Source organism: Aquitalea pelogenes, from assembly GCF_001515305.1.
GTDB lineage: Bacteria > Pseudomonadota > Gammaproteobacteria > Burkholderiales > Chromobacteriaceae > Aquitalea > Aquitalea pelogenes.
This window is the reverse complement of record NZ_LNQV01000003.1, coordinates 22366-47023: the sequence shown is the minus strand read 5'-3', so window position 1 is coordinate 47023 and position 24658 is coordinate 22366. Positions and strand designations below refer to the sequence as shown.

Genomic DNA, 24658 nt, shown 5'->3' with positions numbered 1-24658 from the left:
CAAATGACAAAGTCATTTTTTAATGAATAAATGGTGCAATTTTGAAAAATCAATACAATATTTACAGAATTGAAAAAAATAAAATAAAACAATTATTGTTAAAAATAAAATCATCTGAACTAGTTATATTAGGAGTCATTAGAAAGAACAATTACAACCTCCGCTTTTATTTCTCAGAGAAACCAAAAGGAACTCCGGTCCCATGGTGGAACTCCTTTAGTTCATTCACAAAAACCAAAAATTACATACCGGAAAATGTATTTCATTATGGATTGCTTATCGCAACCCCCAAAGATAAAAGTGAAAATTACATATTTATTGCAAGCTTTGGCAAATCACATTTTTATTTAAATAAATTAATAGATAGAGATTTTGGCATCTCATTTGCAATTCGCGCTGCAAAAAATGACTCCATCTTACTCAAAAAAAGTCGATACTTCACCGGAATCAAGAAAGGCGACATTGCGTCATATCAGAAATTCAATCAAACCGACTTCATTGCTGGCGAATCCGTAGATCACTTAAAACTAACATTGAAAAACAAAAAAACATGGGGGGAAGGGTCAATAATTTGCTCTGATTCAATACAAATAAGCCTAACAAAAAATCCAGATCAGTTCGATGAAATAATTGATTGCATCAAAAAAGAATTACAATCAAAAATTACAATGGAAATTCCAAAGCTTGAAAAAGAAAACAACCCAACAACCATCAAAGACCTTAACGAAAACCTGCTCAAATGCATAAAAGATAAATCCGCATCAGTTTCAATCACCGAATTTAATATATTCGGACCCCACATCTACATCTCAAGCGACATACTTGATTATGAACTAATACATTCAAATAAAAACAAAATTCTTAAATCAAAAACAATCGGGAATAATCTAACGATAGGTAGTATTTCTGATTTTATATCCTCAGAAAATATTATCGATATTGATAATATAAAAGTAAAAATGACGGATTCAAATGGTGATAAATTCAAAAAATCAATAAAGGAAGCACTTGATTTTCGGATGACACTTGGAAATGATCAGTACATAACAAAAAATGGCGACTGGTATTATTTCAACGAAAAATTCCTTGACTTTCTCAAGAAATCATTAGCAAAAATTCCACTTGTAAAAAAGAAAAATCTTTACGAAAAACAGTATGTCAAATGGAAAATAAAAAAAGAAAACGAGATAGCAGCAGGAACAGCAAAAGATAAAATTACGTACAGAGAATATTATTTTAATGAGGAAATGGCCAAAACAGGCTATCAACTATTCGATAGAGCAACACACACTGTTAAAACCATGGCAGCGATTGGAAATAATTACCGCGTAGAAATGGCAGACCTCTACCACAACAATGAAATTATTTCTTTAAAAATATCCGATGATAAAATGCATCTTATTTACAATATAACACAATCAATAACTGCACTAGAGCTATATTGCCAAGAAACAATCAAAACAACATACAATATTAAAATAGCCTCAATTTGGATAGTTCATCCAGACGACATAGGATCAATTTTTGATCTAAACTCAATTCAACTTCTATTGGCAATTGAGAATTGGAGGCAAAAAGCTGCTTCATATGGTTTAGAAACAAAAATATACATATCGAAGCATGTTAAATAAGAAAATATCGCAATAAAATTTAGATATACTCTTTAACTTCGCGGGTCTCGCCCCGCCGGCGAGGTCCTTTACTTTTGCTTCGCCAAAAGAAAGTACCCAAAGAAAAGGCGACCCGCAGCGCGTCGAATTCCCGCCCCAGCCGCACCGCCCAGGGCGCGGCCGGAACTTGCGGCGCGCTAACGTCGCGCCGCTTCGGACAGCCGACCGCTTAAAACCCTGCGCGATACGACTGAGTCGGCTCGCGCTGACGGGACCGGTTACTGTCGGCACAGATTATAAAAATAAGAGGAGGAACGATTCGATAATGCGCCTAAAATTTCGACAGGCCTTTATAAAGAAACATTAATGCAAAAGCACCATACATAAACATGAAAAAAATATAAGTTTTTTTGTTTTTCTCATAGAGAATTTCACCACCACGAATATAAATTACTTCTTTAGTAATCATACTATTTAAAACATTAATCACACCTAAAATACCAATAGTTACCGATGAATATTTTTGCATCCAATCGAACACGAAGGACGCAAGAATTTCTGCCAAAATAATTACAAACAGCACCTTGTTTACTTTTTCCAAAGTGGACTGATTCTTGCCGAAAAATACCATCTGACGCCTCTAAATATCAGTTTGCCGCCTTAAACAATACCCATCATGATGTGCGGACGATTACCGTAGCAATCTCGATCTGACAGCCTGAACCACGCTTTCCGATATCTGCGCAACATCTCCGGCATCAATCTCATCCCGCTTCCATCTTCCTTCCAACATGCATTTCCTGCCTGTTTGCAGGCTGCTTACAGCTTGCTCGCTTGGTCGCAATATTTCAATGACATAGTCAGCGTGCCAAAAAGTCCTTTCTCATCTGAAATCACCGCACCGACGCCACCCTTGGCCCTGTCAAGCATGCCGACGGGTGACCGGGCGATGTATGTAATCGCCTGCACTGTTGGAGCGATTTGACGTTAGCAGATAGCGAAACGGGCATATCTCACGGCGGAACGCACCGATAACGCAGGGGCTTCCGCCCTACACGCCGACCCCGTACGGTGGATGCCCCAGAGGGGCGATCCACCGCGCAACGCTACCTAATAAATCCATTTCCCCCATCGAAAAACCACCGCACCGACGCCACCCTTGGCCCCGTCAAGCATGCCGACGGGTGGCCGGGGCGAGGTTTTAAGCGCCTGCCGTGTCTGAGCGATTTGACGTTAGCAAATCGCGAGTTCAGGCGCGCCTCGCCCCGGACGACGGAGCCTGTCGGGCAGCCGCAGGCCATACGATGCGGCTAAGCTTTTCCCGTAGTGGGGATCTTTGGCCAGGCAAAGATTCCGTTCCTGCTTGCCGCGAAAATTCATCAAAACACCCGCACCGACGGGTAAGGCTGGCGATAAAGGGATCGACCATCTCTGTTCTCCTTAGTTGGCCGCCGGGAAACGCACCTGGCCGTCGTGGGTCACCAGGGTGGCCGCCAGCAGGTCGTCTTCCAGATTGAGGGTGAAACCTTCCTTGCTGAGCATCAGCGACAGGAAAGTCAGCAGGTTCTTGGCATACAGGCTGGAGGCATCCGCCGCCAGTTCGCCCGGCAGGTTGAACTGGCCCACCACGGTGACGTGGTTGTCAGTCACCACCACTTCGCCCGGCTGGGTCAGTTCACAGTTGCCACCGGCTTCGGCGGCGATGTCGATGATGACCGAACCCGGCTTCATCGCGGCCACGATGTCGGTGCTGATCAGCGTCGGCGCTTTCTTGCCCGGAATCAGCGCAGTGGTGATGATGATGTCGGCAGCACGGGCGTGCTTGCTCACCAGTTCCGCCTGGCGACGCTTGTAGTCGTCGGACATTTCCTTGGCGTACACACCGTCGCTGGCAGCCTTTTCTTCATCGGTCATCGGTACTTCGATGAACTTGCCGCCCAGCGATTCCACCTGCTCCTTGGTGGACGGGCGCACGTCGGTGGCCTCCACCACCGCACCCAGACGCTTGGCGGTGGCAATGGCCTGCAAACCGGCCACACCCACACCCATGATCAGCACCTTGGCCGGCTTTACCGTACCGGCAGCCGTCATCAGCATGGGCATGAAGCGCGGGTAGTAATGGGTGGCCAGCAGCACCGCCTTGTAACCGGCAATGTTGTTCTGGCTGGACAGCACGTCCATGCTCTGCGCGCGCGTGGTACGCGGCAGCAGCTCCATGGCAAAGGCGGAAACCTTCCTGGCCGCGAGCTGCGGGAAAGTGCTGTTCTGGTAGGGGGCCAGCTGGCCGATCAGCACCGCGCCGGTTTTCAGCTCGGCAATGCCGGCTTCGTCCAGCGGACGCACGGTCAGCACGATATCGGCCTGGGCCAGCGCCTGGGCACGATCCGGGGCAATGCTGGCCCCGACATCAACGTAAGCCGCATCGGGAGCGGCGGCAAACTGCCCGGCTCCCTGCTCGACCACCACGGAGTGACCCATGGCAACCAGCTTTTTCACCGTTTCCGGTGTTGCGGCCACGCGTTTTTCACCAGCCAGCTTTTCAGCCGGAATAGCGATCTGCATGGTGTGAATCTCCTGCAATGTGAAATGACAAAAAACAAAAACCAAAGATAGCGAACGCCCGTGCGAGGCCAATTTCGAACGAGCGTTTGAATTCTATTAAAAACACGAATGTTGATTTTGCGCAATACTTTTACACAATTGCGACATTTGCCTACCATATACCGTCTGACAATCCGGTCAACACGGCAGGGTCTCCAGGCAGGATCACTGCAAGACAGGAGCAGGTAGCAGCAAGGGCGGCGGCATCACCATCCCTCACCCCGAACCATCCGGCCTGCCATGGGCAGGCGGGGAAAAATCCGGGCAAGAGCAGTGCCGCGCATGGGAAAACACCTCGTCGAAAGACACTAACGGTTCGCCCTCCAGCTTGTAAAGCAGGGTTAACCATTAACACCAAGGTGCTGTAAACAAAAATGAATTATCCGTGTAAGCAACAGAAGAAGCACGGTGACAACCGGCTTATCGTGCATTGCACCATCCTGCAAACTTGCTTGTCACTGCCCGTCGGCGCGCACGGAATACCGTACAGGAAATGTCCGCAACACAAGTCCGGAACCGCCAGTATCAGCGTTTTATGATTTCAGATGCCAGCAGGATAGGCAGGGCAAGCAGGCCAGAACGCCGGCCCGCCACACCGCGCAGCAGAGATGAAAGACGCGCAACTGCCGCATAAATGCGACAGCCGGCCTGGGACTCACAACAGGCTGCCAGCAGCCGCCAGCAACATCAACAGTACATCCAGCGCCAGCAGACGCCAGGGCGAGCACACACCCTGCAACAAACGGCCAAGGCCGAACAGTCCAGCCAGCTGCAGCAGGGCAAAACCCCACAAGGCGGGCGTGGCCAGCACATCGCTCTGCCACAGATAGGCCGCGGCAGCGGCCGTCTGCAAGACAAACTGCACCACGGCCATCAGCATGGCCGCACGCGTCAGCGGCGGGTCATAACGCTGTCGGGCGGCTTGCAGGTCAAAAGTCGGGCTGTCATCGCGCACGCCGGGCGGCAGCCAGCCCGGCGCCTTGAACCACACCTTCAACTTGTCCTGCCAGCGTGGCGCACGGCGCGCCAGCTGCCACAGCGGCACATAGCCGGATGCCACCGCCCACAAGGGATTCCAGCTATTGAGCGGCGTGCGGGTGCCGTACACCGGGGCCTCATCCTCTTCGATGAAAGTGCCGAACAGCCGGTCCCAGATAATCAGCATTCCGCCGTAATTCTTGTCCAGATACTGGTCGTTCACCGCATGATGCACCCGGTGGTTGGAGGGCGAGGAAAACACCCGGTCGAACCAGCCCAGCTTGCCGATGTGTTCGGTATGAATCCAGAACTGGTACAGCAACACAATCAGCCCGGCCAGGGCAAACTGGGCCGGCGGAACGCCAAGCAGGGCCATGGGCAGATAGAAGGGCCAACCCAGAAACGCCACCGTGCTTTCCTGGCGCAAGGCGGTGGACAGATTGAAATGCTGGCTCTGGTGATGCACGGCATGTGCCGCCCAGAACACCGCGCTTTCATGCCCCACGCGGTGCAGCCAGTAATCGCAGAAGTCGAACATGACAATGGCCAGCAGCCAGCCCCAGGGCGTGGCCCACAAGGCGGCATGGGGAAAGATGGCCAGGTGCTGCCAGGTGAGCGCATACAGGCCAAGCTGGAACAGCATGCTGACACTGGCCACCAGCTGGCTCTGCAGCCCCTGGCTCAGGCTGGCCAGCGCATCGCTCAGGCGATAGGTATTCCGGCCAACGGCCAGGCCGTAGCCGATTTCCACCAGCATCAGCAGCAGGAAAACCGGAAAGGCGTATACGGTGATTTGTTCCATCAGACTTGATCCGCAAGACATGGCAAAACGGCACAACACGTGCCTGTACCCAACGGTACAGCAAAGCCCGGCGGAAGATTGTTGGAATTTTGTTGCGACACGCGCCAGGCTGCTGGCAGCCTGGCTGAGTGAGGGCGCGGATGCGGCTTACTTGCCGATGCAGAAGCGGCTGAAGATGACCCCCAGCAGGTCGTCCGGGGTGAACTGGCCGGTGATTTCCGACAGCGCGTTCTGCGCCAATCGCAGCTCTTCGGCGAAGATCTCCACCATTTCCCAGTCTGTGTGCGCCAGTTCCATATGTTCGGCCGCGCGACGGATGGCGTCCAGATGGCGCTCGCGTGCCAGGAATACGCCTTCACTGGCCCCGCTGTAGCCAATCAGCTCCAGCAGGCGGGCTTTCAGCAGATCCACCCCGGCATGGGTGCGGGCGGACAGGCGCAGCACGCTGCGGCCATCTTCCTCGGCCATGCCGATGGTTTCGCCGCTCAGGTCGGCCTTGTTGTAAATGAACAGGCGCGGCAGTTGCGGCGGAATGCGTTCCAGAATGGCTTCCACTTCGGCAGTCACGCCTTCACGGCTGTCCACCAGCACCAGTGCCACGTCGGCGCGTTCCACCGCCTGCCAGGTGCGTTCGATGCCGATTTTCTCCACCACGTCGTCGGTATCGCGCAGGCCGGCGGTGTCGATGATATGCACCGGCACGCCGTCGATGACGATTTCCTCCCGCACCGTGTCGCGGGTGGTGCCGGCGATATCGGTAACGATGGCGATATCATCCCCCGCCAGTGCATTCATCAGGCTGGACTTACCAACATTGGGCTGGCCCACCAGCACCACGTGCATGCCTTCACGCAGGATGGCACCTTGCCGCGCGGTGGCCTGCACCTGTTGCAGGCGCTGGCGCAGGGTTTGCAGCTTGCCCAGTGCATCAGCCTGCTTGAGGAAGTCGATTTCTTCTTCCGGAAAGTCCAGCGTGGCTTCCACCAGCATGCGCAGGGTGATCAGTTCGTCCACCAGTACGTGGATTTCATTGGAAAACGCGCCTTTCAGCGATTTGAGCGCGCTGCGGGCGGCGGTTTCGCTGGAAGCATCAATCAGGTCGGCCACACTCTCTGCCTGGGCCAGGTCCATCTTGTCGTTCAGGAAGGCGCGCTTGGAAAACTCGCCCGGCTCGGCCAGCCGTGCACCCAGCTGCAGGCAGCGGGTCAGCAGCATGTTGAGCACCACCGGTCCGCCATGACCTTGCAGCTCCAGCACGTCTTCGCCGGTAAAGCTGTTGGGGCCGGGGAAGTACAGCAGCAGGCCGTTGTCGATAGCCTCGCCATCTGCCGCGTAGAAATCGGTATAGGTCGCGTAGCGCGGCTTGGGCTGTTTGCCGCCGGTAAGCGCAGCGGCAAAGGGCAGCAAGTCACGCCCTGACACGCGGATGACCCCTACCCCGCCACGACCGGGTGCGGTGGCGATGGCACAAATGGTGACGGGAGCGTAGAGGCTAGGCATGGCGGTTTCCTTGCTGCTGACAGGCTGACCGAAGCAGCCGCCAGATGGATGGCGACAGCGGCTTGGGTCAACTTGCATTGATTTTTTTACTGTATCAGAAAGAAAGCCCGGCCTTTGTCTGGCCGGGCTTTGTCAGTCACTACCGTCCATATCAGGACTGCAGGGCGACTTTCTTGCTGTTTTCAATGCTCTTGTTGATGTACCACTGCTGGGCAATCGACAGGATGTTGTTGACTGCGTAGTACAGCACCAGACCAGCCGGGAAGAAGAAGAACATGGCCGAGAAGGCAACCGGCATGATCTTCATCATCTTCGCCTGCATCGGGTCGGTCGGCGGCGGGTTCAGGAAGGTTTGCAGGAACATGGTGGCAGCCATGATCACCGGCAACACGTAGTACGGATCCGGACGGGCCAGGTCGGTGTACCACAGGATCCACGGAGCCTGACGCAGCTCAACCGAAGCCAGCAGTGCCCAGTACAGGCCGATGAACACCGGAATCTGGATCAGCATGGGCAGACAGCCACCCAGCGGATTCACCTTCTCGCTCTTGTACATTTCCATCACGGCCTGCTGGAACTTCATGCGGTCGTCGCCGTATTGTTCCTTCATGCGTTCCAGGCGCGGTGCCAGGGCCTTCATCTTGGCCATGGAGCGGTAGGAAGCGGCAGTCAGCGGATAGAAGATGGCCTTCACGGTGAGGGTCAGCAGCACAATCGCCCAGCCCCAGTTCTGCACCAGACCGTGCAGCTTGGTCAGCAGCCAGAACAGCGGAGACGCGAAGATGTGTACCCAGCCGTAGTCCTTGGAGTATTCCAGGCCGTCGGCAATCTTGGTCAGCACGCTGTAGTCTTCCGGGCCGGCATACAGCGGCACGGTGATGGAAGCGGTCTGGCCCGGATTGATGGTTTTCAGGTCCACGGTGGCAGCGGCGGAATACAGGCCGTTGCTGTCTTTCAGCTCGAAGTGGCAGGACTTGTCGTCCTTGCACACGCTGGCCGAATCCAGCGGCTTCAGGATCCAGGCGGTCATGAAGTAATGCTGCAGCATGCCCACCCAGCCGTCGGTGGCCGACTTGGCGTAATCACCCTTGCCCTTGGCCAGGTCTTCGAAGGAAACCTTCTGGAACTTGTTGTCGGCGGTGTACACAGCCGGGCCGGTAAAGGTGTGGGCAAAGCGGCCTTCACCTTCCGGTGCCTGGCCATCACGCAGGATGCGGTAGTAGGCAGTCGGGGCCAGCGGGGTGGTGCCGCCGTTGGTGATGTCAAAACGCACCGCGATATCGTAGCTACCCTTCTTGAAGGTATAGGTTTTCACCACTTGCACGCCATTGGCGGCCGGCGCGGTCAGCTTCACCTGCAGGCTGTCGCCGCTCAGGGTGTAGCTGGATTGTGCCGAGGTGTATACCGACTTGTGGGTAGGCAGTGCCGGGTTGCTGGCAGCCACCAGACCGGTCTGCGCCACGTACACGCGGCCATTCTTGTCGGTCAGCAGCTCGAACGGCTTTTTGGCGTCCGTGGCGGAATCGTGCTTCAGCAAATCCAGCTGACGCAGGTCACCACCCACGGTATCAATTTCGGCCTTGATCACGTCGGTCGTCACATGAATGCGCTGACCGGCGGTGAGTTTGGCAGCCTCAACAGGCTGGGCGCTGGCGGTATGGCTGGCCGGTGCGTCCGGCTGCGAAGCCGTTTGTGTCTGTGCCACCTGCTGCGGAGCAGGCTTGGGCGCAAAGTACTCCTGCCACAGCAGCAGGATGCCCATGGACAGAACGATGAAGATTATGAGTCGCTTGGAATCCATCTCTACGATACCGGAAAGTTCAGGGAACCGGGTCATAACCACTGCCACCCCAGGGGTGACAGCGCCCGATGCGTTTCATCGCCAGAAAGCCGCCCTTGCAGGCGCCATGCTTTCTCACCGCCTCGATCGCGTAACTGGAACAGGTCGGCACATAGCGGCACCGTGGTGCCAGCCAGGGGCTGATGGCCAGTTGATAAAAGCGGATCAGGAGGATGAGGAGGCGCGACATCGTGCCAGTTTAGCAAAGAGTGTAGACAAGGCGATGACAGCTTCTGCTCTGTCAGCGCGTGAAAAAGCAAGTTTGGCACGGACAATGTAGTCCTGTGCCGGCAAGGAAGCCTGATTCAGGCGGAACCACTCGCGCACGGTACGCTTGATGTAATTGCGGCGTACGGCCCGCTTGTGGACCTTTTTGCCCACCACCAGGCCAACCCGGGCATGGCCCAGATCGTTGGGACGGGCATATACCTGAAACAAAGCCGTGCTGCGCGCTTGCCGCAAACTAAAAACGGATGAAAATTCATCCGTTTTTAATAGCCGGTGCACACGGCGAAAGCGATAAGTCATTACTGAACTTATACGGCCAGGCGCTTGCGACCCTTGGCGCGACGGGCGGCGATAACGGCGCGGCCACCGCGGGTCTTCATGCGAACGAGGAAGCCGTGAGTGCGCTTGCGACGGGTAGTGGAAGGCTGGTAAGTACGCTTCATGATAAAGAATTCCTGTTTCGAAACGGAAATAAACGCGTGATTTCACAAGAAAAACCGCCGCTTGTCAATGGCAAATTTTTAGCGCACCTGTGGATAACTTTGCCGAAAACCGTTAGAATGTCGAAACTTAACGCACCCCACCCCCTGCGTAATTATTAAACGCAGCCGCCCGCCCAAGGGCAGCCAGCACGACAGGGGGATGGTGCAAGCCACTTGCCTTGCATGAACACATGCCAGGGCTGCACCCGCGCCGGACATAGCCGTCCGGCCATCCCACAGGGTGGCAACCATGGCTCCTCCCGCCGCAACGCATATCGTCAACGGCGGGTTTTTGCTTTTACTTGCGTGTACTTAATGACCGAACTGGATCAATTCTGGCCTGCCTGCCTCGCACGCCTCGAGGCCGAACTGTCTTCACAGCAGTTCAATACCTGGATCAAGCCGCTGGCGGCCGAAGCCAACGAAGAAGGCATTGCGCTGTTTGCACCCAACCGTTTCATCATGCAATTCATCAAGGATCGCTTCCTTGGTCGCATTGAAGAACTGGCGGTAGAACTGGTGGGCGAAGCCCCGGTCGAGCTGCGCCTGGGCGCGCCCAGCAGCAAACCGCTGGCGGTGCCTACTGCGGTCAGCAACAGTGCGCGCAAGCCCGCACCGGCCCCCGCCACCAGCAACGACACCCCCAGCCCGGCCAAACAGGCGGCGGTGAAAGCCATTGGCGGCAGCCACGAAAGCACCCGGCTCAACCCCTCGTTTACCTTTGACACACTGGTGACCGGTAAGGGTAACCAGCTGGCGCGTGCCGCGGCCATGCAGATTGCCGAGAATCCAGGCGACCAGGCTTACAACCCGCTGTTTGTCTACGGTGGCGTGGGCCTGGGTAAGACCCACTTGATTCAGGCCATTGGCAACCACGTGTTCCAGAAGAACCCGCAAGCCAAAATCCGCTACATCCACGCCGAACGCTACGTGGCCGACATCATGCGCGCCTACCAGCACAAGGCGTTTGACGAATTCAAGCGTTACTATCACTCGCTGGATTTGCTGCTGATTGACGACATCCAGTTTTTGCCGGCAGAACCGCACGCAGGAAGAATTCTTCTACGCTTTCAACGCGCTGATTGAAGGCGGCAAGCAAGTCATCATGACCTGCGACACCTACCCCAAGCAGATAGAAGGGATGGAAGAGCGGCTGATCTCGCGCTTCTCCTGGGGCCTGACGGTGGAAATCCAGCCGCCGGAGCTGGAAATGCGCGTGGCCATTCTGATGAAGAAGGCCGAAGCAGACAGCATCAAGCTGGACCACCCGGTGGCGTTTTTCATTGCCCAGAACGTGCGCTCCAACGTGCGCGAACTGGAAGGTGCGCTCAAACGCGTGGTGGCCTATGCCCGCTTTACCAACCAGAGCATCTCGCTGGACCTGGTGAAAGAAGCACTGAAGGACATTCTGGCCGCCGGCAACCGTCAGGTGACCGTGGACGCCATCCAGAAAACCGTGGCCGAGTACTACAAGATCAAGCTGTCCGACATGCACAGCAAAAAGCGCAGCCGTGACATTGCCCGGCCGCGTCAGGTGGCCATGGCGCTGGCCAAGGAGCTGACCCAGCTCTCGCTGCCCAATATCGGCGATGCCTTTGGCGGCCGCGACCACACCACCGTGCTGCATGCCTGCAAGACCATTGCCGAAATGCGTGGTAATGACGCCGATATGGCGCACGATTACGATACGTTGCTCTCCATGCTGCGTAACTGATTATGTTGATTCAACCGATAACTGACTCTGGACACATTCGGGAGCCCGAAACATGCTGATCCTGCAAGCCGAACGCGATGCCCTTCTCAAGCCCCTGCTGGCCGTGACCGGTATTGTCGAACGCCGCCACACCCTGCCGATTCTTTCCAATGTACTGATTGAAAAGAAAGGCGGACAGGTAGGCTTCCTGGCGACTGATCTGGAAATCCAGATCACCACCGCCAGCGCCGACGAACTGCCGGGCGAAGACTTCCGCCTGACCACATCGGCCAAGAAGCTGCAGGACATCCTGCGTGCCATCCCGGACAAAACCACCGTCACGCTGGAACAACTGGACGGCCGCCTCACTCTGAAAGCCGGCAAAAGCCGCTTCAACCTGCAAACCCTGCCGGCGGAAGACTTCCCGCTGCTGTCGGTTGGCAATGCCAGCGAATCCAGCTTCAGCCTGAGCCAGCGCGAACTCAAGCGCCTGATCTCCCAGGTGCAATTTGCCATGGCCGTGCAGGACATCCGTTACTACCTCAACGGCCTGCTGATGCAAACCGACGGCAACCAGGTAAAGCTGATTGCCACCGACGGCCACCGCCTGGCCTTTGCCAGCGCCGACGTGGAAGCCACCCTGCCCAAGGCCGAAGTCATCCTGCCGCGCAAGACCATCCTGGAACTGTACAAGCTGCTGCAGGACAGCGACGAGCTGATCAACATCGAAGTGCTGGCCAACCAGGTGCGCTTCAGCTTTGGCTCCACCGTCATCATCAGCAAGGTAGTGGACGGCAAGTTCCCCGACTACAACCGCGTGATTCCGCTGGATAACGACAAGATCTTCCTGATCGAACGTCTGTCCTTCCTGCACGCGCTGCAACGTGCCGCCATTCTGGCCAACGAAAAATTCCGTGGCGTGCGACTGGTACTGGCACCGGGCAAGATGTCCATCCTGTGTACCAACAGCGAACAGGAAGAAGCCGAAGAAGAACTGGAAATCGCCTACCAGGGCGGCGAGCTGGAAATCGGCTTCAACATCAACTACCTGCTGGACGTGCTGACCAACCTGCCGGCCGACACCCTGCAAATGGCGTTTGGCGATGCCAACCGCAGCACGCTGGTCACCATTCCGGACTACAGCAACTTCAAGTACATCGTGATGCCGATGCGCATCTGATACAGCAGCAACACAGTCGGCAGTGACTGCGGCCACCGGCAGCAGTTTTCGAGATTTTGAGCATGAGCAGCAAAGGGAGGTACAGCGGACGGGATATTCCCCGCCGCCCCCTCCCCCAGCGCAGGAAAGAAGCGGATGAGCGAACAGGAATACGGCGCGGATAGCATTAAAGTCCTCAAGGGTCTGGATGCGGTACGCAAACGCCCCGGCATGTACATTGGCGATACCTCGGACGGCACCGGTCTGCACCACATGGTGTTCGAAGTGCTGGACAACGCCATTGACGAAGCCCTGGCCGGCCATGCCGACACCATCAAGGTCATCATCAACCCTGACAACTCCATCACCGTATCGGACAACGGCCGGGGCATCCCCACCGACATCCACCCGGAAGAAGGACGTTCGGCGGCCGAAGTGATCATGACCATCCTGCACGCCGGCGGCAAATTCGACAGCAACAGCTACAAGATTTCCGGCGGCCTGCACGGCGTGGGCGTCTCCGTGGTGAATGCGCTGTCCGACTGGCTGAAGCTGAAAATCTGGCGTGACGGCAAGGTGCACGAAATGGAATTCCGCCGTGGCGACGCCGTGGCCCCGCTCACCGTTACCGGCCACAGCAACCACCGCGGCACCGAAGTCACCTTCCGCGCCAGCGAAGAAACCTTCGGCCTGGTGGAATACCACTTCGACATCCTGGCCAAGCGCATCCGCGAACTGTCTTTCCTCAACCAGGGCGTGGGCATCACCCTCATCGACAAGCGCACCGGCAAGGAAGAAAACTTCGCCTTCTCCGGCGGCGTGGCCGGTTTCGTGGAATACATGAACCGCAACAAGAGCGTGCTGCACCCCAAGGTGTTCCACGGTTTTGGCGAAAAAGACGGCATGAGCGTGGAAGTGGCCATGCAATGGAACGACTCCTACCAGGAAAGCGTCCAGTGCTTCACCAACAACATCCCGCAACGTGACGGCGGCACCCACATGACCGCCCTGCGTCAGGTGATGACCCGCACGCTCAACCAGTACATCGAAGAAAACGAAGTCGCCAAAAAGGCCAAGGTGGACACCACCGGCGACGACATGCGCGAAGGCCTCACCTGCGTACTGTCCGTCAAACTGCCCGACCCCAAGTTCTCCAGCCAGACCAAGGACAAGCTGGTCTCCAGCGAAATCGGCCCGGTAGTCAACGAAGTCATCAGCGAAGCGCTGAAAAGCTATTTGCTGGAAAACCCCAACGACGCCAAAACCATCTGCGGCAAGATTGTCGACGCCGCCCGCGCCCGTGAAGCCGCGCGCAAGGCCCGCGAAATCACCCGCCGCAAAGGCGTGATGGACGGCCTGGGCCTGCCCGGCAAACTGGCCGACTGCCAGGAAAAAGACCCCAAGCTGTGCGAACTGTACCTGGTCGAGGGTGACTCCGCCGGCGGCTCTGCCAAGCAAGGCCGCGACCGCAAATTCCAGGCCATCCTGCCCTTGAAGGGCAAGATTCTCAACGTGGAACGCGCCCGCTTCGACAAGATGCTGCAAAGCCAGGAAGTGGCCACGCTGATTACCGCCATGGGCTGCGGCATTGGCAAGGACGAATACAACCCGGACAAACTGCGCTACCACCGCATCATCATCATGACCGATGCCGACGTGGACGGCGCGCACATCCGTACCCTGCTGCTCACCTTCTTCTACCGCCAGATGCACGAACTGGTAGAGCGCGGCCACATCTACATTGCCCAGCCGCCGCTGTACAAGGCCAAGCACGGCAAGCAAGAGCGCTACCTGAAGGACGACTACGAGCTGAACCAGTACCTGCTGCAACTGGCACTGGAAAAAGCCGAACTCATCCCCGGCACCGACGCTCCGGCCCTGGCCGGTGACACCCTGGCCGAAGTGGCCCGCCAGTTCCTGGTGGCCCGCGCCGTCATCGAACGCGAAAGCCGCGTCATCGACCCGCTGGTGCTGGAAGCCATGCTGAAATCCGGCCGCCTGTCACTGGAAAGCGAACACGCCTCCAACGACACCATCGCCCGCCTGCGCGCACTGGTACCAGCGGAAGCCATTACGCTGGACCTGCTGCACGACGAAAAGAACGACGGCCACCTGATCAAGATCACCCGCAAACTGCACGGCAACGTGCTGGTTACCGTGCTGGACCAGGACTTCCTGGAAAGCGGCGACTACGCCGAACTGGCCAAAACCGGCGACCTGCTGAGCGGCCTGCTGCGTGACGGCGCCACCGTACGCCGTGGCGAAACGGTGAAACCGATCAGCGAATTCGGCCAGGCACTGGACTGGCTGCTGGCCGAAGTGAAAAAGGGCATGAACATCCAGCGCTACAAAGGCCTGGGCGAGATGAACCCGGAACAGCTGTGGGAAACCACCATGGACCCCAATGTGCGCCGCCTGCTGAAGGTACGCATTGAAGACGTGATGGGCGCGGACGACGTGTTCACCACCCTGATGGGCGACGAAGTGGAACCCCGCCGCGCCTTTATCGAAGGCAATGCGTTGATTGCGCGGAATATTGATGTGTAAGGGGTAGGCTCCTGCAGCACGTGCAAAACTGCATGCGCAAAGGTAAAAAAAGCGACCGGATTTTCTGGTCGCTTTTTTCTTGTCGCTGCTCACCACGGCCATATTGCTTGGTGGACAGTGGGCATTGTCGTGAGTAGGATTGAATCCTATTGATTTAAAAAGAGATTGCCATGCGGACCACCCAGCAAATGAGCATCACCCTGCCCAATGACATGGCAGAGGAGGTGAAGGCAAAAGTACGCTCTGGAGAATACGCCAGTGAAAGCGAAGTCATCCGAGATGGACTACGCGCACTGATGGCACGGGACCGTGCCGTGGAAAGCTGGCTGCTCAATCAGGTAGGCCCAGCCTATGATGCCCTGAAGGCCGACCCGTCCCGCGCCGTCACCATAGACCAGGTGCGCGCCCGTCTGGCCGCCGAACACGCCAAGAAAGCATGAGCCATCAGGTAGTGTTCAGCCCGGAAGCCATGGAGCAGCTTGCCGAGCTTTACCGCTATATTGCAGAGGCAGCATCGCCACATACCGCAGCGCAATACACCGAGGCAATCGTAAGCTACTGCGAAAACCTGCACACTTTTCCACTGCGCGGGACCAACCGCGACGAGGTGCGGCCAGGACTCCGCATTACCCATTACAAGAAACGAACTGTCATTGCCTTCACCGTGGACGCCGACACGGTATCCATCATTGGCATTTTCTACGGCGGGCAAGACTACGCGGCCAGTTTGCAGGACATCGACACCGATACGTAAGCCTAACGGCAGGCGAATTGTCCAGCCCGCCGTTAGTCCAAAACGCCAAGCCCCCGAAAACGGGGGCTTGCGCTTACTTATCAAGGTAGTAGTGGAAGGCCTAGCTCTTTCAGGAAACCATTGTGCTTGTCTTTAGCTTCTTGGATTTTCTTTTCTAAACCAATCAAATCCTCATGTACTTTGGCAATATCAATTTCCTCCTCAGCCACTATCGTACTGACATAGCGCGAGATGTTCAGATTGAAATCATTCTTCTCAATCTCCGCCATACTCACGCGCCGTGAGTAGCGCGGCTCTTCCTTGCGATACTGGTAGGTATCGATGATCTTTTCAATGTGCCCGATTTCATCGCCGGGCATATCTTTGGTATGCAACAGTTGGTTTTGTCGCTTTCCTTTCACGAAATGCTCAGCTGCATTGATAAACAATACATCGTCAGGCTTTTTACACTTTTTCAGCACCAGAATGCACACGGGAATACCGGTGGAATAGAACAGATTGGCAGGCAGGCCAATCACCGTGTCGATGTGCCCATCTTTCAGCAATTTGGTACGGATGCGTTCTTCCGCGCCACCACGGAATAGCACACCGTGCGGCAGGATGATGGCCATCACGCCATCGTCTTTGAGGTAGTGGAAGCCATGCAGCAGGAAGGCAAAGTCGGCAGCAGACTTTGGCGCAAGGCCATGACTTTTGAATCGCACATCGTCGGCCAGCGCGTCGGTCGGCTCCCAGCGATAGCTAAAGGGCGGGTTGGCCACAATGGCATCAAAACTAGGCCGCTTGGCCGGGTTCTGCTCGCGCATCATGTCCCATTCGTTGAGCAGGGTGTCGCCGTGGAAAATCTCGAACTCAGTATCTTTTACCCCATGCAGCAGCATATTCATGCGCGCCAGGTTATAGGTGGTGATGTTTTTTTCCTGGCCGTAAATTTTGCCAATGGTTCCACCTGCGTTGGCCACCTGCTTGCGCACATTAAGCAGCAGCGAGCCAGAACCACAGGCAAAGTCCATCACACTTTCCAGCCGCTTTTTGATGCCGGTTTTCGGCTCTTGGCTGTCCAGCGAGACGATGGCGGAGAGGATGTCGGAAACCTGCTGCGGGGTATAAAACTCACCCGCTTTCTTGCCAGACCCAGCAGCAAACTGGCCAATCAGGTATTCATATGCATCCCCGAGCGCATCAATACTGGTGGAAAACTCTGCCAGCCCTTCGGCAATTTTCTGGATGATGGTGCAAAGCTTGGCGTTGCGGTCGGGATAGCTCTTGCCCAACTTGGGAGAACTCAGGTCGATTTCGGAGAACAGGCCCTGAAAAGTACTTTCGAATGACTCAGTCTCGATGTATTTGAAACCCAGTTGCAGCGTACTCAACAAAAACGCGTCCTGAGTACGGGCCTGATTGGCGATACTGCTCCACAAATGTCCAGGCTTGATAACGTAATGCACCTTGCGCCGCATCTGCTTCTCAAACTCGGGCACATCGCTCTCGTTAGCAGCATACCAAAGCGCGAGAGGCACCTCGCGTGCATCTGCTTCCACTTCCGGGTAGTCACGCCCCAGTTCCTTTTTGGCTGCTGTCTCGTAGTTGTCAGACAGATAGCGCAGGAAGAGGAAGGACAGCATGTAATCGCGGAAATCGTCTGCATCCATCGCCCCACGCAGTTGGTCGGCGATGCTCCACAGGGTATTACCCAGTTGTTTTTGATTTTGTTCGGTCATGGTGTGTTTCTGTCGGGTGTGTTGGACAGGCGCGCAACTTGGCTGCGTACCTATTCCCGGATGGTATTGATTGCCGTGTGGCAATAAAACGATTTGCTCATTTCTTTGCCCGCTGTTTCAGGGTGTTCTCCAGCGCCTGCAACTCGGCCTCATCCTGCAAGTCAGCGGCTATGGCTTCCTGTCGTTTGCGGTCCTGATCAAATTGCACGTACAGCTCGCCCATGTTCATTTCCATTTGCGCGTGGCTGATGCTGCCAGCGTGGCTCAGCAGCGGGAAACCGTTGAGAGTGATGATCTGGTCCACATTCTGCTTCCAGAAAGCCATGCGCGTTTCTTGCTTGCTCTTGGCCCGCAATTCGGCGGTTTCCAGAAAGATCACCACCAGCCGGTTCAGGGTGTCGACCTCATCCTCAGTCAGGTAGTTTTTGGCCACCAAAATATCGGCCTTACGCACTTTATTTCCCTTCCAGGACAGTAGACCGAAATTTAGGTCGGCTGGGTTGGCACGGGCGGTAATCAGTTCGGCTGCGGTCTTTTGCGTCACGGCATAGATCAACAGGTTCTGCACCGTGGCAAAGAAAAGCTGGGTGGCCTTGTCGGTCTTGTCGTAGTCGCTGCAGAGGGCAAACAGGTCGCGCACCTTCTGATAAAAGCGCTTTTCCGAGGCCCGGATGTCGCGGATGCGTGCCAGCATCTCATCGAAGTAATCCGGGCGACCATCCGGGTTTTTCAGCCGCTCGTCATCCATGACAAAGCCCTTGACCAGGTACTCTTTCAGCACGGTGGAGGCCCAGCGGCGAAACTGGACGCCGCGCGGCGAGCGCACGCGGTAGCCGACGGCCAGGATGGCATCGAGCTTGTACAGTGTGACGGGACGGTTTACTTCCCGCTCCCCTTCGGTTTGAACTACCGAGGATTCCTCGGTAGTTGCCTCCCGCAGCAACTCGCCATCCTCAAAGATGTTCTTGAGATGCAGCCCCACATTGTCCGTGCTCACATCAAACAGCTGAGCCATTTCACGCTGCGTCAGCCAGACCGTCTGGTCTTTTGCCCGCAGCTTGATCTGGCTGCGGCCATCTTCGGTGGTGTAAAGAATGAGGTCGCTCATGCAGCTGGGTTCCGCTCAGCCCCAGCCGGCTCTGCCGCCAAGATTTGTGGCAGGTCAAACTGAAACTGCGTGGTGAAGTCTCTAAAAATACGCCGGAAGAGGTTTTGGTTATCTTCGCCCATTTCAGTGGGTTCGTGGATGGCGTATTTGCCATGGCTGAGCAGGTTCAAGGCACGGTTGTAGAGTGCCACATCTTCCTGATTCAGCGCTTTGAGACAGAAGGAAATATCTGCATGGCCGAAGAAAGACGCGGTTTTTTCCATGATGCTGCGCAGCGCGTTGAAATGAAAGGTATAGAGCTTGCCCGTGTCGGGAGCGGCCGCCAATTGCAGTTCGGCGAGGGATGCGACGTGATGGAAAAACGGTGTGTCCTCAGTGGCCCGCAAAGTATATTTGCCATCGCCATTCGGGCGGTGCAGAAAGTAACGCTTGTGGCTGACTTTCGGCTCGCCTTCTTTTGTCCGGCCAAGCTCATTGCACATCACATTGAAGAACAGGGAGTGATGCGAAGAAAACACCACCTTGATGGGTGCCGGTGCACCATTCTCGTCTTGGCGGCTGGCCGCCCTGCGCAACAACTTGGCCAGGTCGCAGGCCACAGCAATCGCGTTGTTATCGTCCAGTGAGGAGATAGGGTCGTCAATGTAAAGATATTTCACCCATTGATAAGATTCATGACCGTCTAGCATCCGTTCGCAAATGGCCATAAACAGGCACCAGATGAAAATGTTCTGCTCTCCACGGGAAATCTTGATATTCGTCTCGGTGATTCGCTCAGGCTCTGCACCCCGCCTTTGCCGAAAAACTTCTTTGGAAAAACTGATCTTCCAGTTGGTGTAATCAATATCAAAATCAAAGTCTGCGTAGCGATTGAGATAGCCCGCAATGGTTTCGTCCAGCGCCAGGTCTCTCAGCCCATTGAAGAAGGTAGAGCGCTGATTAAGCTGCAATTGCCGGACCTCATCACCGTCCAGATCATTATCCCAGGTGAACAAATCCTCGGTGTAGGCATTGAAATAAAGCGTGTCCGCGACGCCGATCTTACGCTTTTTCTCATCCTTGAACGCCATCGACAACCGCGTCTTTCCGGTACGGTTGTAGGCGTAGAGCAGGATGAGATCAATGTCGGGCAGGTCTGAGCGCAGTTTGCGCGCCATCGTTTGCAAGTTGGCATAGTGCCTGATCGTGGGTTGGTCGCTCATGCCCTCACCTCGTCTGTTGAGGGGAATAACTGCTGCATCAGGCCCTTTTTGTGGGTCTTGAGGGCTTCGAGCTTTTGGTCCTCGGCGGTGATCAGGGTATCAAGACTGCTCAGGCACGAGGCTATGCGTTGTTGTTCAGACAAGTCAGGAACAAGTACCGGCAACGTCTTTAACTCGCTAGCTAAAATGTGTTTGATTGTATTGCCAGTCGTAATCTGGAAGATTGCAAGTTTACCGATTGGCGAATAGAAGTAGTGAGCAAAGAAGTCAGAGCTGAGCTTCCGCTTTGGGGTGAGAATGACTAACGCGTGACAATTGGCCCCAACGAAATCGGGGCCAATAACTGCACACTCTCCTACATGCCCTGATTGGACCATCAAAATGTCACCTGTCTTGAGGTGAGATTTGCGCTGCCTATTATGAAATTCACTAGTAATGAAAATTAGGTTGTCGGCTTCGATACGTCCTTGCTTAATGTTTCGGCCCTGAAGGTATCGAATACCATCGCTCGTTGTGTAATAGGGTGTTGCCGTGCCGACAAAGCCATTCCGAATAGGATCGAAATAATCGCCAAGATGCTGCTCTTCCCACTTCCCGGCATTTTGAAATTCGGGGAAGCGGAGACGAGGCTGGGTCTCACCTTCGCGGGGGAAAAGCTGCTGCATCAGCCCTTTCTTATGGGTCTTAAGCGCGTCCACTTTCTGCGCTTGCACGGCGATCAGCTCATCTACTGAACTCAGACAGTCGGCGATTTTTTGTTGTTCGGGGAACTCGGTTGGCAAAGGAATAGGTAGCGCACTGTATTCGACGCTATTGATGCCGGGTTGCCCACTTCGCGCAGAAGTAGCAGCGACCCATTTCCAATACTGCTCTGTCGTCAAAAAGTTGGCGAGGTACGTGGAAACCAACCGTTTTGGATTCGGCTTAACTCGAATTAAAAAGCCCGCGAAGACCAATCGACCGTCCGCTTTGCGGTATCTGTATGACTTTCCGACGCTTGCTCCTGTGCGCGCCAGAACGATATCCCCTTCTTCCAAATAGATTTCATCTTTCGGTTCGAGATCAACTGAAACCTTTTTGGCGCTGAGATATGTGCCATCTTCCGAGATGTCGGTGATTCGCAAGTATTGTGGTAGCCGTTCAGTAAAGGGCACTGCGGCAGCGTTCACGCCGTAGTCAGGGCTTTTCATCAGTAGTTTGCCAAGAGGCGCATATTCCCATCCCTCGCCCCCCCGAAACTCCGGAAACCGCAGCTTCGGCACCAGCGTATGCTTTGCTTCATCCGTTGTAGCGGTGGTTTTGTTCTTACTGCTCATACGCACTCAGTCCTGAAATATCGCGGCCAGCGGCGCGTTGGGTGAGAAGAGGGTACAGGTCTTCCATTAGTGCCAGTTCGGCTTGGGTGCGGGCTTTCCAGCCCAGCTCCAGCGGGGCCATCAGGTCGCCCAACAGCTCGCCATCAAAAATCATGCGGTCCAGAATGTTGTCGACAAAGGCTTGCAGCGCAGCAGTAGCCAGGCCGTGCTTGGCGGCAATAGCAGAAAGCTCTTTGGCGTTCTGCTCGGCCTTGAAGCGGACATAGCCCTCACGGATAGCATCCTCCGACAAGCCTTCGCCGGCCTTGAGCGTAGCGATGTAAGCGGCAATGTCTTCGCGCTCGTTGATGAACTTGGCATCGGCGCTGATCAGGCTGATCAGTTCATCGCGGCTCATGGTGGCCTTGCCCGGTGCTCTGGCTGAATACTTGGCGAGTAGCCCCATGATGTAGTCGTAGTCGATCACCGCAGAGGCGAAGAGTACGAACTCGAAATCGAGTTGGTCGGCAGCGCCGGTATCATTCTTGCTGCCGGTCTTGCCTTGTCTCTCTCTAAGTTCCTTGGCAGTTGCCAGGTACTGGCCTTTAAAGCCACGCAGAGCCTCATTAGGTAACAGCTGCTCGATAGCCGCTTTGTGCTCGTCGGTGAGGTCGGTGTATTGGTCCAGCTGTGTTTTGAGGCGCTGTACTTCCTTGAAGTGAGTGATGAAGGCGGCACGGGCGGTGTCTCCTTTCAGGTTGGCCACCTCGGAAGGTGTGCAGGCCAAGCCTTGCGCTTTCATGAAATCGTCCAGCTTTTGCACTGCTGTTTCCAGCCGCTGAATCACTGCCGGTGCCTTGTCCACCAGCCAGATTTCCCGCGCCTGCTCAGCGGTTTTTTCGCCGCTGAAAAGCGCAATGGCAGCATTGACGGAATCCAATTGCTGGCGGAAATCCAGGATATTGCCGAATGGTTTGCTGCCATTGGGCTTTTTGTCATCGGCTTGGATACTGGTCAACACCCGATTGGTACGCGAAAAAGCCTGAATCAAACCGTGATATTTAAGGTTCTTGTCCACATATAGCGTGTTCAGGAATTTGGAATCAAAGCCTGTCAGCAGCATGTCCACCACAATGGTGATGTCTATCTTCTGCTTGGCCGGATAGTCGCTATTTGGCCACTGCTGGTCTTTGATGCGCTTTTGCACGTCCTGATAGTAAAGGTCGAACTCACTCAAACGGTGGTTGGTGCCGTAGCGCGCGTTGTAGTCTTCCAGAATGCTCTTGAGCGCGGCTTTCTTGCCTTCCGGGTCTTCTTCGTTATCCGCCTGTTCTTGCGGCAGGTCTTCCTGAATCTGCTTCACATCCGGGTTGCCCTCAGCGGGCGGGGAAAAGACACAGGCAATGTTTAGTGGCTGAAAATCAGGGTCGGCCTCGCGCTTTTCTGCCTGCATGGTCTTGAACAACGCATGGTATTCGATGGCGTCGTTGATGGACGCGGTAGCCAGGATGGCGTTAAAGCGCCGTCCGCCGGTGGCGGCATCATGTTTGGCCAGAATGGCATCGACAACAGCTTTCTTGGCAATGGGCTCGCCGGGTTTGGGCGGCTTTTTGCCTTCGGGCTTGTAGTAATCGATGTGAAAGCGCAGCACATTACCGTCTTCAATAGCGTGGGTGATGGTGTAAGCGTGCAGCTCTTTCTGAAACAGGTCCTCGGTGGTGACCAGCGTTTTTTCCGCATCCTGCATACCATCTTTGGAGCTAATTCTGGGGACTGTCGCGTTGTCCTTGAAAATGGGCGTGCCGGTGAAGCCAAACAGCTGCGCCTTGGGGAAAAACGTTTTAATGGCTTTGTGGTTATCACCAAACTGTGAGCGGTGGCATTCGTCAAAGATGAAGACGATACGTTTGTCTTGCAGTACTTCTAGCTGTTCCTTGTAGGTGGCCTGCCCTTTTTTGCTGCGCTGCTTGTTGCGCTTGCTGTTTTCATCCAGTGCCAGGCCCAGCTTCTGGATGGTGGTAACGATAACCTTGTCAGCATAGTCGTCTGACAGCAGGCGACGCACCAGGGCTGCGGTGTTGGTGTTTTCTTCGACGCAGCCTTCCTGGAAGCGGTTGAATTCCTCCCGCGTCTGGCGGTCGAGGTCTTTGCGGTCCACCACGAACACACACTTATAGATATGCTCGTTTTCCTTCAGCAGGGTTGAAGCCTTGAAGGAGGTGAGTGTCTTGCCACTGCCCGTGGTGTGCCAGATGTAGCCATTGCCATTATTTTCATCAATGCACTGGATGATTTTCTGCACGGCATACACCTGATACGGTCGCATCACCATCAGTTTTTGTTCGCTGGCCAGCAGCACCATATAACGGCTGATGGTACGGCCCAGGTCGCATTTTTTCAGGAAGTGCTCGGCAAACTCATCGAGTTGGCTGATTTTGCGGTTGTTTGCATCAGCAAACTCATAAATGGGCAGAAAACGCTCGTCGGCATTAAATGCAAAGTGGCGCGCGTTGTTGTTGGCAAAGTAATAAGTCCGGTCACGGTTGCTGACAATGAACAGCTGCATGAAGCACAGCAGCGTCTTGCCATAGCCGTTGCCGGGGTCGGCCTTGTACTCGACGATCTGCTCCATGGCACGGCGTGGATTCACGCCCAGGGTTTTCAGTTCGATCTGCACCACGGGTACACCGTTGATGAGCAGGATAACGTCGTAGCGATGGTGACTGTTGTCGGTGTTGATACTGAGCTGGCGAATGACTTCGAAGTCGTTTTTGCACCAGTCCTTGATGTTCACCAGCGTGTAATTCAGCGGAGTGCCGTCGTCGCGGGTGAAGGCATTGATGCCGCGTAAGGTTTTGGCCGCGGCGAAGACATCCGGGGTGACAATTTCATCCAACAACCTGGCAAATTCGGTGTCTGTCAGCTTGACCCGGTTGAGGGCCTCGAACTTCTCGCGAAAGTTCTTTTCCAGCGCAGCGCGGTCGCGAATGTCAGGGCAGGTATACTTGAGGTCGGTCAGCTTCGCGATAAGATCGTCTTCGATCTGGCGTTCATTGATTATCATTGGTCTGACTCTGTTTACTCACAATCCCGGAATGATACAACCTAAGCACGCGCTTGCGTGCTAATGGGCATATC

At 55.1% G+C, this 24658-nt stretch carries 17 protein-coding genes and 1 pseudogene; 6 read left to right on the top strand and 12 right to left on the bottom strand.

Annotation, left to right across the window (positions count from 1 at the left end; translation table 11 throughout):
• Positions 1–41 precede the first annotated feature (41 nt).
• Positions 42–1631 carry a DUF6119 family protein gene (locus AWT75_RS02000; RefSeq protein WP_161937716.1) on the top strand — a complete coding sequence of 530 codons (1590 nt, stop codon included), beginning with the start codon at positions 42–44 and terminating at the stop codon, positions 1629–1631.
• A gap of 1419 nt (positions 1632–3050) precedes the next feature.
• Here AWT75_RS02000 and AWT75_RS01990 read toward each other — a convergent pair.
• The 7 genes from AWT75_RS01990 to rpmH form a co-directional block, all read right to left on the bottom strand.
• Positions 3051–4172, bottom strand: coding sequence for a Re/Si-specific NAD(P)(+) transhydrogenase subunit alpha (locus AWT75_RS01990; protein ID WP_062786722.1), 1122 nt, complete (start codon positions 4170–4172; stop codon positions 3051–3053).
• Positions 4173–4866: 694 nt separating this feature from the next.
• The gene (locus AWT75_RS01985; protein ID WP_062786718.1) at positions 4867–5991 is read right to left on the bottom strand and encodes a sterol desaturase family protein; all 1125 of its coding nucleotides are present in this window, start codon (positions 5989–5991) and stop codon (positions 4867–4869) included.
• 147 nt (positions 5992–6138) lie between these two features.
• Positions 6139–7491 carry a tRNA uridine-5-carboxymethylaminomethyl(34) synthesis GTPase MnmE gene (gene mnmE / locus AWT75_RS01980; protein WP_062786715.1) on the bottom strand — a complete coding sequence of 451 codons (1353 nt, stop codon included), beginning with the start codon at positions 7489–7491 and terminating at the stop codon, positions 6139–6141.
• A 151-nt stretch (positions 7492–7642) separates the two neighbouring features.
• A complete protein-coding gene (gene yidC, locus AWT75_RS01975) occupies positions 7643–9292 on the bottom strand; it encodes a membrane protein insertase YidC (protein WP_062786711.1) in 1650 nt (549 codons plus the stop codon).
• Between the two features lie 19 nt (positions 9293–9311).
• Positions 9312–9521 carry a membrane protein insertion efficiency factor YidD gene (gene yidD, locus AWT75_RS01970; protein WP_045848138.1) on the bottom strand — a complete coding sequence of 70 codons (210 nt, stop codon included), beginning with the start codon at positions 9519–9521 and terminating at the stop codon, positions 9312–9314.
• A complete protein-coding gene (gene rnpA / locus AWT75_RS01965; protein WP_045848139.1) occupies positions 9497–9859 on the bottom strand; it encodes a ribonuclease P protein component in 363 nt (120 codons plus the stop codon). Before rnpA ends, yidD begins: the two co-directional genes overlap by 25 nt.
• Before the next feature lie 8 nt (positions 9860–9867).
• A complete protein-coding gene (rpmH, locus tag AWT75_RS20685) occupies positions 9868–10002 on the bottom strand; it encodes a 50S ribosomal protein L34 (protein WP_011137953.1) in 135 nt (44 codons plus the stop codon).
• 354 nt (positions 10003–10356) lie between these two features.
• Here rpmH and dnaA point away from each other — a divergent pair.
• The 5 genes and pseudogenes from dnaA (at position 10357) to AWT75_RS01940 (ending at position 16194) form a co-directional block, all read left to right on the top strand.
• Positions 10357–11755, top strand: a pseudogene (gene dnaA / locus AWT75_RS01960) (chromosomal replication initiator protein DnaA).
• Between the two features lie 52 nt (positions 11756–11807).
• A complete protein-coding gene (gene dnaN / locus AWT75_RS01955) occupies positions 11808–12914 on the top strand; it encodes a DNA polymerase III subunit beta (RefSeq protein ID WP_045848141.1) in 1107 nt (368 codons plus the stop codon).
• A 135-nt stretch (positions 12915–13049) separates the two neighbouring features.
• Positions 13050–15440 carry a DNA topoisomerase (ATP-hydrolyzing) subunit B gene (gene gyrB, locus AWT75_RS01950; RefSeq protein ID WP_062786708.1) on the top strand — a complete coding sequence of 797 codons (2391 nt, stop codon included), beginning with the start codon at positions 13050–13052 and terminating at the stop codon, positions 15438–15440.
• A gap of 170 nt (positions 15441–15610) precedes the next feature.
• Positions 15611–15880, top strand: a complete 270-nt coding sequence (locus AWT75_RS01945; RefSeq protein WP_062786704.1) for a ribbon-helix-helix domain-containing protein — start codon at positions 15611–15613, stop codon at positions 15878–15880.
• Entirely contained in the window at positions 15877–16194 is a 318-nt protein-coding gene (locus AWT75_RS01940; protein ID WP_062786701.1) for a type II toxin-antitoxin system RelE/ParE family toxin, read from the top strand. The genes AWT75_RS01945 and AWT75_RS01940 overlap by 4 nt, the downstream gene beginning before the upstream one ends.
• An 80-nt stretch (positions 16195–16274) precedes the next feature.
• Here AWT75_RS01940 and AWT75_RS01935 read toward each other — a convergent pair whose 3' ends face one another.
• From AWT75_RS01935 to AWT75_RS01915, 5 genes are all read right to left on the bottom strand, one after another.
• Positions 16275–17915, bottom strand: a complete 1641-nt coding sequence (locus tag AWT75_RS01935; protein ID WP_062786698.1) for a type I restriction-modification system subunit M — start codon at positions 17913–17915, stop codon at positions 16275–16277.
• Positions 17916–18012: 97 nt separating this feature from the next.
• On the bottom strand, positions 18013–19023 hold the full coding sequence (locus tag AWT75_RS01930; RefSeq protein WP_062786694.1) for a virulence RhuM family protein: 1011 nt from the start codon (positions 19021–19023) through the stop codon (positions 18013–18015).
• Positions 19020–20225, bottom strand: a complete 1206-nt coding sequence (locus tag AWT75_RS01925) for a hypothetical protein (protein ID WP_062786690.1) — start codon at positions 20223–20225, stop codon at positions 19020–19022. The genes AWT75_RS01930 and AWT75_RS01925 overlap by 4 nt, the downstream gene beginning before the upstream one ends.
• Positions 20222–21541 (bottom strand): restriction endonuclease subunit S, encoded by a 1320-nt coding sequence (locus AWT75_RS01920; protein ID WP_062786686.1) that lies wholly within the window; start codon positions 21539–21541, stop codon positions 20222–20224. The genes AWT75_RS01925 and AWT75_RS01920 overlap by 4 nt, the downstream gene beginning before the upstream one ends.
• Positions 21531–24584 carry a type I restriction endonuclease subunit R gene (locus tag AWT75_RS01915; RefSeq protein WP_062786682.1) on the bottom strand — a complete coding sequence of 1018 codons (3054 nt, stop codon included), beginning with the start codon at positions 24582–24584 and terminating at the stop codon, positions 21531–21533. The genes AWT75_RS01920 and AWT75_RS01915 overlap by 11 nt, the downstream gene beginning before the upstream one ends.
• Positions 24585–24658 lie beyond the last annotated feature (74 nt).

What these genes read in the sequence shown, in the direction of transcription:
- AWT75_RS01920 (WP_062786686.1), bottom strand. Translation starts at nt 21,541, where the DNA reads ATGAGCAGTAAGAACAAAACCACCGCTACAACGGATGAAGCAAAGCAT.
- AWT75_RS01925 (WP_062786690.1), bottom strand. Translation starts at nt 20,225, where the DNA reads ATGAGCGACCAACCCACGATCAGGCACTATGCCAACTTGCAAACGATG.
- mnmE (WP_062786715.1), bottom strand. Translation starts at nt 7,491, where the DNA reads ATGCCTAGCCTCTACGCTCCCGTCACCATTTGTGCCATCGCCACCGCA.
- AWT75_RS01990 (WP_062786722.1), bottom strand. Translation starts at nt 4,172, where the DNA reads ATGCAGATCGCTATTCCGGCTGAAAAGCTGGCTGGTGAAAAACGCGTG.
- yidD (WP_045848138.1), bottom strand. Translation starts at nt 9,521, where the DNA reads ATGTCGCGCCTCCTCATCCTCCTGATCCGCTTTTATCAACTGGCCATC.
- AWT75_RS01940 (WP_062786701.1), top strand. Translation starts at nt 15,877, where the DNA reads ATGAGCCATCAGGTAGTGTTCAGCCCGGAAGCCATGGAGCAGCTTGCC.
- AWT75_RS01945 (WP_062786704.1), top strand. Translation starts at nt 15,611, where the DNA reads ATGCGGACCACCCAGCAAATGAGCATCACCCTGCCCAATGACATGGCA.
- AWT75_RS01935 (WP_062786698.1), bottom strand. Translation starts at nt 17,915, where the DNA reads ATGACCGAACAAAATCAAAAACAACTGGGTAATACCCTGTGGAGCATC.
- AWT75_RS01985 (WP_062786718.1), bottom strand. Translation starts at nt 5,991, where the DNA reads ATGGAACAAATCACCGTATACGCCTTTCCGGTTTTCCTGCTGCTGATG.
- yidC (WP_062786711.1), bottom strand. Translation starts at nt 9,292, where the DNA reads ATGGATTCCAAGCGACTCATAATCTTCATCGTTCTGTCCATGGGCATC.
- rnpA (WP_045848139.1), bottom strand. Translation starts at nt 9,859, where the DNA reads ATGACTTATCGCTTTCGCCGTGTGCACCGGCTATTAAAAACGGATGAA.
- dnaN (WP_045848141.1), top strand. Translation starts at nt 11,808, where the DNA reads ATGCTGATCCTGCAAGCCGAACGCGATGCCCTTCTCAAGCCCCTGCTG.
- gyrB (WP_062786708.1), top strand. Translation starts at nt 13,050, where the DNA reads ATGAGCGAACAGGAATACGGCGCGGATAGCATTAAAGTCCTCAAGGGT.
- rpmH (WP_011137953.1), bottom strand. Translation starts at nt 10,002, where the DNA reads ATGAAGCGTACTTACCAGCCTTCCACTACCCGTCGCAAGCGCACTCAC.
- AWT75_RS01930 (WP_062786694.1), bottom strand. Translation starts at nt 19,023, where the DNA reads ATGAGCGACCTCATTCTTTACACCACCGAAGATGGCCGCAGCCAGATC.
- AWT75_RS01915 (WP_062786682.1), bottom strand. Translation starts at nt 24,584, where the DNA reads ATGATAATCAATGAACGCCAGATCGAAGACGATCTTATCGCGAAGCTG.